Genomic DNA, 6,553 nt, shown 5'->3' with positions numbered 1-6,553 from the left:
AATGGCGAGCCATCGTTCACCCAGGCCCGTGCGTTCCGCTGCCAGCTGCACGAAGGCCCGCTCCACATGACCCAGCAGCGGTTGCATCTCGATGCCACCAAGCGCAATCAGGGCCTGCTCAAAGCCGGCTTGTACATTCGCTGGGATGGGTACTGCTGTCTGAATTATCAACTGAGCACTGCTCTTTAGTTCTGCCGGCATTTCAGCCAGGCGTAGCACTGCAATGTGCCAGGAAAGGGAATGAAATGCCGTATCTGCCTTGGAGTGGGAGGCATGGTGGCGATCCTGCTGGAGCTTGATGCACAGGCCTCGGGTTTCCTGCAGCAATCCGGTGAAGCGCCGAAGCTCACCAGCACCATCTGGCTTAAGACGGACCTGCTCCGGAAGATGGCGCCAGAGATCGTGGATCAGACCTCCGGTGCGACGCGTGCCGCGGTCGCTACTCAGAAGCACCTCCCACCGCTCATAAAACTTGTAAGGCTCTGGCTGGATCTGGGTCAGCAGCGCCTCCAGCTCCTGGCGGACCTGTTGCAGGTCATCGGGTTCCTCCCGTTGATACGACCTGATATTGCGACCCTCGCCACGCATCATCTGCAAAAACTGCACCTTCACCGGCACCGCTAGATCGAGCAGAGCGAGCAGTAACCCTCCGGCCAGTAGAGCCAGACCTCGCTCCTTGTCGAGGGAGACCGCCGCCTGGAGACTGCCAAAGTTGGGCTGGTCAGCCACGGGGCTTTCTGCGTCAAATCATCCCCATTGTCCCCATGACAAATATCCGGGTGGTAGCAAGGGAGCCGTCAGTATGTCGATGAACCAGATGGATGGCTTGAGTTGCCAAACGATCAGCTATCCCCTTCGCCCAGATCCAACACGGTCCAAGCCGTGCTCCACACCGGCCCGCAGGCCATGCCGCAGGTGGTGATCTCAAAGGCCACCCAGTTCGGTCGCTGCACCGATTGCAGAAAGAGCACCACGTCGGCTCCCTCATCGGCAGCCTCCTGGGCTTCGAGGTGTTCCTGCCACAGGGGCTGCAGCTCTTCGGCCAGGTGCATTGGCTCCTCAGGCACCTCATGGCACCAGCTGCCTCGGAGGGCTGGCGTGTTGGGCTCGCCGTCGTCGGTGAACACCAAGCGCCCGGTGGCAGGGCAGAAGAAGTTCCAGTCGTCGCGTTCCAGCTCGATGATCTGCATGGCTTTCGGGTTGGCGGTGAGTTCAGCCTGGCCCGCCAACGTGCCTGCTTTAGGTCTTCTTCTGCGAACGACCGCATTGTGTCCTTGCCCCCTTGATGGATTCAGGATCAACCCACGCCCGTCGCTGCATTGATGGCCATTGGAGTCATGCTGCCGCAGTTGAGTGATCTTGGGCGCTCAGGACTGGCCCAGCGCTACGGCATCGCAGGGCTAGATGAAGCACGCCCAGTACCTGGTGGGTCATGGATCTCAACTGAGCAAAAGCGAACGACTTTTTAGCGTCGCAGCTCTTCCCGATGGGCGCTTAGAAACACCTCCTGCTCCCTGCTAAACGGCCGGATCAGGTTCGCTCCCTCGATCCCCCAGCACCGCAATGCCTCGCGCGCGGCCTCGTGATCACAGATCAGTTCCCCTGCTCTGTCGAAGCTGATCCAGTGCCTGTCGAACAGCTTGTCGACATGAGGCGAAAGCAGCAGGCCGTTAGCACCGCTGAGACGCTCGTGGTTGTCACAGTCGCGCCACGGCTTGATGTGGCTGGCTACCAAAAATTCCCGCCGCCTCAGACCAGTGACCCGGCAGGCCGGCTCCAGATCAGACACGCGGTGGCGAAACAGGCCCTGTCCCAGTCGTGCCTTAGTGAGGGCATCGCGCTCAGTGGTGCTCGACACGTCGCGTAGCTGCTCCATGTCGTCAAGCAACGCTGCCGCCGCATCGCCCTCCTCCGCCAGCACCACCAGGTGCACGCGCACTGCTGCATCGGCATGCTTCTCGACCAGCGTGAGCACCAGCTGGCCCAGTGCCTCGCTCAAACTTGCTAGGTACACCCCCTGATTGCCTCGGCCTGTATTGGTGCTGATCGGGCTGTGACGCTCCGGCAGCAGGGGCTGGAGCAGTTCAAAGAAGGTCTGCGGCACCAGCGGTTTTCGCAACGGCTGCCAGTTCACGCGCACCAGCCAGCCCTCCGGGCCCCAGTACTCCCCCACCGCTCCGAATTCCGGTGGCTTGGCCGCCGCGACCGCCGCCGTTTGCACCAGCCCGATTTGGCTGATGCGGCCGTAGGCGTAGCTCAACACCACGTCTCCCTGCTTGCAGCGGGTGAGGTTGTCGTAGCTCACATTGCGAGCGCCGTTGGCATTGGCCTTGGGCGACCACACGTAGCCGCCATCGATTTCCTGCCGGTAGGTCTGCTTGTGGTTAACCCACCAGAAGGCCATGGCTGGTCGCCGCGTAGCTCCTGTTTTAGTCCAGGGCGTTGGCAGCGTCTCAATACCCCTGCTTTCCCGCAATCACCCCCCGCACACCACCGCGCGGCTGGTCGCAGTCCCCCTGCCGCCTTGCGATCAGGTGCCAGTGCGCATGCAGCACCGTCTGTCCCGCGGCCTCACCCGAATTCAGGCCCACGTTCCAGCCAGTGATCGATGCGTCCTGGGCGCTCAGCTGCTCCCGCCGCTGCTTCAGCAGCTCCACTGCGGCGTTCCACTCCGGCTGGTGCAACGCCAACCCATCGGCCACATGCCGCCGCGGGATCACCAGGCTGTGGCCCGGCGTCACCGGGTAGGCATCAGCGATGCAGAGCGCCAGTTCGTTCTCCAGCAGCACCCGGCCGCTGCCCTCCAACGCACAGAACACGCAACCGTCCTGGCGTTGGTCGTAACTGGCCTGCAGTCCGCGAAAGTCGGTGGAGTCGGTGTCGCGCTTGCCTGCATTGCAGCGGAAGCAGAGGGCCTGCAGGTTGCTGAGGTCATCGGAACCGCCGTGGTTTTTCGGGATGATGTGGTCCACCTCCAGTGCCCGCTGGTACTCGTGCGCCCCGCAGCATTCGCAGCGCCCCTTGGCGCGGGTAAGCACCCGGTACTTGATTGAGCCGCTGATCGGTGTGCGGTTACGGCTCCTGTGGGCGAATACCTCCTCACCGCGCTGCTTGCGGAACGCGTCGAGGCGCTGACGGCACAGGTCCAGCAGCTGGTCGCGCTCGGCGTCACTAAGCTCCTCGCCACCCACGAGGGCGTAGGTGCCCTTCTCGCAGCGGGTGATGCCGTTGCCGGTAAGGACCTTTCCCACCATCCGCTTGACGCGTTCGGTGTAGTACTCGATCTGGGTCACGTCCTCCCCCAGGATCCGCCGGGCCACATCCTGCGCCGGAGCCGGGCTGCGGCGGCCGAGCAGCTCCATCAGCATCAGCGGCTGATACACATGACTCATGCGCATGCGCTCGGCGATGAACCCGCGCAAGCGAAGGAAGGCAGCAGAGGGGCTGGAAGTCATGGAGCGATGGTGGCGGCGGCAAGGCCTCAATGCCAGCCAGGTTTGGTTTTGGCTGCCCCGTCAGGCTGGAGCCCCTGCTGGGATCTCTACGACCGGAATTGCAATGCCTGGCTCCGGGCAGACCAAATCCGCCTGTCTTGCCTCGCTGAGCACCTGAAACAGCACCTTGAGCTTCTCCCTGAGAAGCTCAATCCAGTGGCCCAGATAGGCGGCATGGATCTAGGTCTCGCTGCCAATCTCCAACCGATCACCCAGTAGCAGTGCCACTTATTCGGTAACCAGCTCTTCGCGGGCATAGCGCGGCTTCCCGAAGGAACCACCCAGATCCCGCTCCATGCGGGACTGGTGTCATGTAAAGGGGCTTCTCATGGGTCCAGGTGGTTTCAGAAGATGCACCACAGACCTTTCCATGGTTGGCCTTGCGTTTTCCTGCTGCAAGGGCTCCGGGGGAATTAGGGATCGTTTCGCCACCGGGCCGTCAAACACCCACCTGAATCCCTCGTCCAGTCCTCGCGCTGCGTCAAGGATCTAGCCATGCGCCCCGTTGGGGCGTCCTTGTCACATCCCTGCGGCTGGCCGTTGGGGGTGGGGTTCTCTGCCGTCCCCAGATGGCTGCCCCGCTTTCCCGCTCTGCCCTCCGTGCCCGCGATGCCCTGGTGCTGGAGCATCTCTCCCTGGCTGATGCCGTTGCCTCAGCTGTAGCCCGCCGCTTCTTCCCTTTGGTTGAGCGGGAGGATCTGATCCAAGTAGCTAGAGAAGCCCTGCTCCACTCTGTCCTGCGCTGCAAAGCAGGTGAGCCAGCTGAGCCCTATCTGCGCCGCTGCATCTCAGGTGCCCTGCAGCATCACCTGCGCGATCGGGTGCGGCTGGTGCGCATTCCACGGCGGCTGCATGAGCAGGGTCAGTGCCCCCTGGGTCACATCAGCCTTGATGTCCACTCCGCTGGCGAGCCGTGCCTGCTCGATCAGCTGGCGGCCCCAGAGCAAGAAGCAGCCGGGCCCGCTGATGATCTGGCGCTGGAGCAGCTGGTAGATCAGCTGCCTGCAGCTCAAGCCACGGCCCTGAGGCTCACCATCCTTGAGGGCCTGTCGCTGAGGGCTGCGGCAGAGCAGCTGCAAATCAGCGCCATGTCGGTGCAGCGGGCCCAGAAGAAAGCGCTTGAGGCTCTGCGGCAGCAGCTGGCGGGGGTGGGCTGAGGCCCTCCTCCCCAGTCATTGCTGCTTGGCTGGGCTTGCTCTGGCCCTTCCGGGCTGAAAGCCGCCTGTTGCCAGAGCCCATGGGGGCGTTCATCACTCCGGCCAGGTCCGGCAGAACAACCGCACACTGCATCGAGCAGCCGGCAGGGGGGTGAGTGCAGGTGACTGAACTCAGATTTGTTCGGCAGCCTCTAGCCGAATGCGGCCGCGCAGGTGTGTCTGCAGAGCCTTAAATCGCTCCTGCTCGCTTTCCCCCTGGCGCAGCAGCAGCCATAGCGATTCCTGCAGCAGCTCCGGTGCAGGCACCGCCCACAGAGCGGCCTGCTGCCACTGCGGCGCCGCCAGCAGTGAGAAATGGGCCGGCAAAAGATAGGGCTTGTCCTGTAGGCGCGCCAGCCAGCTGCTGCTATCTGCGGCTGCACACTCCTGCAGCGGCAGCAGCCCCAGCTGCTCCAGCTGCCGCCAGAGCAGGGGCTGCTCGGCAGCGGGCGGCAGCAGCAGCTGCCAGCACGCCTGGCTTGATTGCTGTGCGATCTGCAGCTGGCGGCGGGCATGCACAAGCACAAGTGGCCGGCAGCCCAGCGCCGTCACCTCGAGGCCACTCCCTTCCGGCAGCTGCAGACGCCCATGCTCAGCAGCGCTGGCCAATCCCGCAACGCTGATCAGCGCAGCATCCAGCACTCCGCCACGGAGCAGCGCACACCAGCTCTCCAATGGCTCCCAACTTGAGCGAAAAGCCAGCAGCGGCAGCAGATGGCGGTGGAGCGGATCGCAGCCAACCCGCAGGCTGCCTGCCCTGGCTACAGAGAAGCCCTCCTGGCGATGCAGAAGCGCCGCCGGTGTCGTGGTGTCGATAACAGAAGCCAGCCTCGCCGGCTGGATGGCCTGTTAACAGCGTGCAGCCTGTCGCTAGTTAGTGGTTCAACCAAACAGACAGCGACGGAAAGTGTGCCTGTGGCGACAGGAGCTGGCGCGCATTGTTGTGATTTGGTGCCATTGCATTGCACAACCATCCAGCGCAAAACGCTTTGCTTAATCGTGACGCCCCAATCCGGATCCGCCTCGCAGGAGACCAAGCAGTCCCCTGCTGACACTGAGCTCCAGCCGCCGCTTTTTCACCTGATGATCGGTGCAGCAGCCAGCGGCAAGAGCACAGCATCACGCCTGCTCGCCCGCGCCTTGCAAAAAGCCGATCAACCAGCCATCCGCTACATCTCCAGCAGGGTCATCCGCCAGCAGCTCTATGGCGGTGCCAGTGACCTCGGCAGCTGGAGAGAAGTAGAAGCAGTGATCCAGCAGGAGCTGTGCGAGGCCCTAGCTGCAGGTGAGACGGCGATTGTGGAGGCCAGTTACACCAAGCGTGACTTCCGTTTAGCGATCACCCAGGCCATGGCTCTGCCCCAGCCGGTGCAGTGGATCGGCTGGTGGCTCGACACCCCTCAGCATCTCTGCCTGGAGTGGAACCAGCAGCGCGGCAACCCGGTCCCCGATGTAGTGATCCAGCGGCAATGTGCCCAGTTGCTGCAATCAGCCCCGGTGCCGCATCGAAAGGAGGGGTTCTCGCAAGTGGTGCGTCTACAGACAGGTCAAGAGCGCCCTCTCTCCTCAATGATCCAAGAGGCGTTGGCGGAGATGGAGGCCAGGATTCAGCGCGGTGCCAACCGTGATGCCGCCCACGAACTGCACGGCTACTCACGGCTGCTTGACCAGGAGCGGCTGCTCTATCTCGTATTGCTGCTTTGTCAACACCCAAAACTGACAGTGACGGGATGCCCGCCGGATCCAGAGCTCGACCTATTGCTTTCCCCCTTGCCGGCTGGTGGGCTTGCGGAGAAGGCGGCGGCGATCCTGGCCCGCTTGCATGGCGCCTGTTACGGGGATGCCGCCGCGATCAGCCGTGAT

At 63.2% G+C, this 6,553-nt stretch carries 7 protein-coding genes; 2 read left to right on the top strand and 5 right to left on the bottom strand.

Annotated features, from left to right (window positions below; genetic code table 11):
- The 4 genes from KBZ15_RS15750 to KBZ15_RS15735 form a co-directional block, all read right to left on the bottom strand.
- A partial coding sequence (locus KBZ15_RS15750) for a hypothetical protein (protein WP_255016146.1) occupies nucleotides 1-729 on the bottom strand: 729 nt, incomplete at its 3' end.
- Between the two features lie 113 nt (nucleotides 730-842).
- Nucleotides 843-1,190 (bottom strand): hypothetical protein, encoded by a 348-nt coding sequence (locus tag KBZ15_RS15745; protein ID WP_255016145.1) that lies wholly within the window; start codon nucleotides 1,188-1,190, stop codon nucleotides 843-845.
- Between the two features lie 275 nt (nucleotides 1,191-1,465).
- Complete coding sequence (locus KBZ15_RS15740; RefSeq protein ID WP_255016144.1) at nucleotides 1,466-2,404, bottom strand: HNH endonuclease; 939 nt, start codon at nucleotides 2,402-2,404, stop codon at nucleotides 1,466-1,468.
- A 49-nt stretch (nucleotides 2,405-2,453) separates the two neighbouring features.
- The gene (locus tag KBZ15_RS15735; protein WP_255016143.1) at nucleotides 2,454-3,455 is read right to left on the bottom strand and encodes an HIT domain-containing protein; all 1,002 of its coding nucleotides are present in this window, start codon (nucleotides 3,453-3,455) and stop codon (nucleotides 2,454-2,456) included.
- A gap of 608 nt (nucleotides 3,456-4,063) precedes the next feature.
- On the opposite strand from KBZ15_RS15735, the gene KBZ15_RS15730 reads away from it, so the two are divergent.
- Entirely contained in the window at nucleotides 4,064-4,651 is a 588-nt protein-coding gene (locus KBZ15_RS15730) for a sigma-70 family RNA polymerase sigma factor (RefSeq protein WP_255016142.1), read from the top strand.
- Nucleotides 4,652-4,822: 171 nt separating this feature from the next.
- On the opposite strand, the gene KBZ15_RS15725 is transcribed toward KBZ15_RS15730, so the two are convergent.
- Nucleotides 4,823-5,332 carry a hypothetical protein gene (locus KBZ15_RS15725; RefSeq protein WP_255016141.1) on the bottom strand — a complete coding sequence of 170 codons (510 nt, stop codon included), beginning with the start codon at nucleotides 5,330-5,332 and terminating at the stop codon, nucleotides 4,823-4,825.
- 441 nt (nucleotides 5,333-5,773) lie between these two features.
- On the opposite strand from KBZ15_RS15725, the gene KBZ15_RS15720 reads away from it, so the two are divergent.
- A partial coding sequence (locus KBZ15_RS15720) for an AAA family ATPase (RefSeq protein ID WP_255016140.1) occupies nucleotides 5,774-6,553 on the top strand: 780 nt, incomplete at its 3' end.

Origin of the sequence: Cyanobium sp. BA20m-p-22, assembly GCF_024346275.1 — a bacterium.
GTDB lineage: Bacteria > Cyanobacteriota > Cyanobacteriia > PCC-6307 > Cyanobiaceae > Cyanobium_A.
Note: the sequence above shows the minus strand (reverse complement) of the source record. Positions and strands in the feature narration are given on the sequence as shown.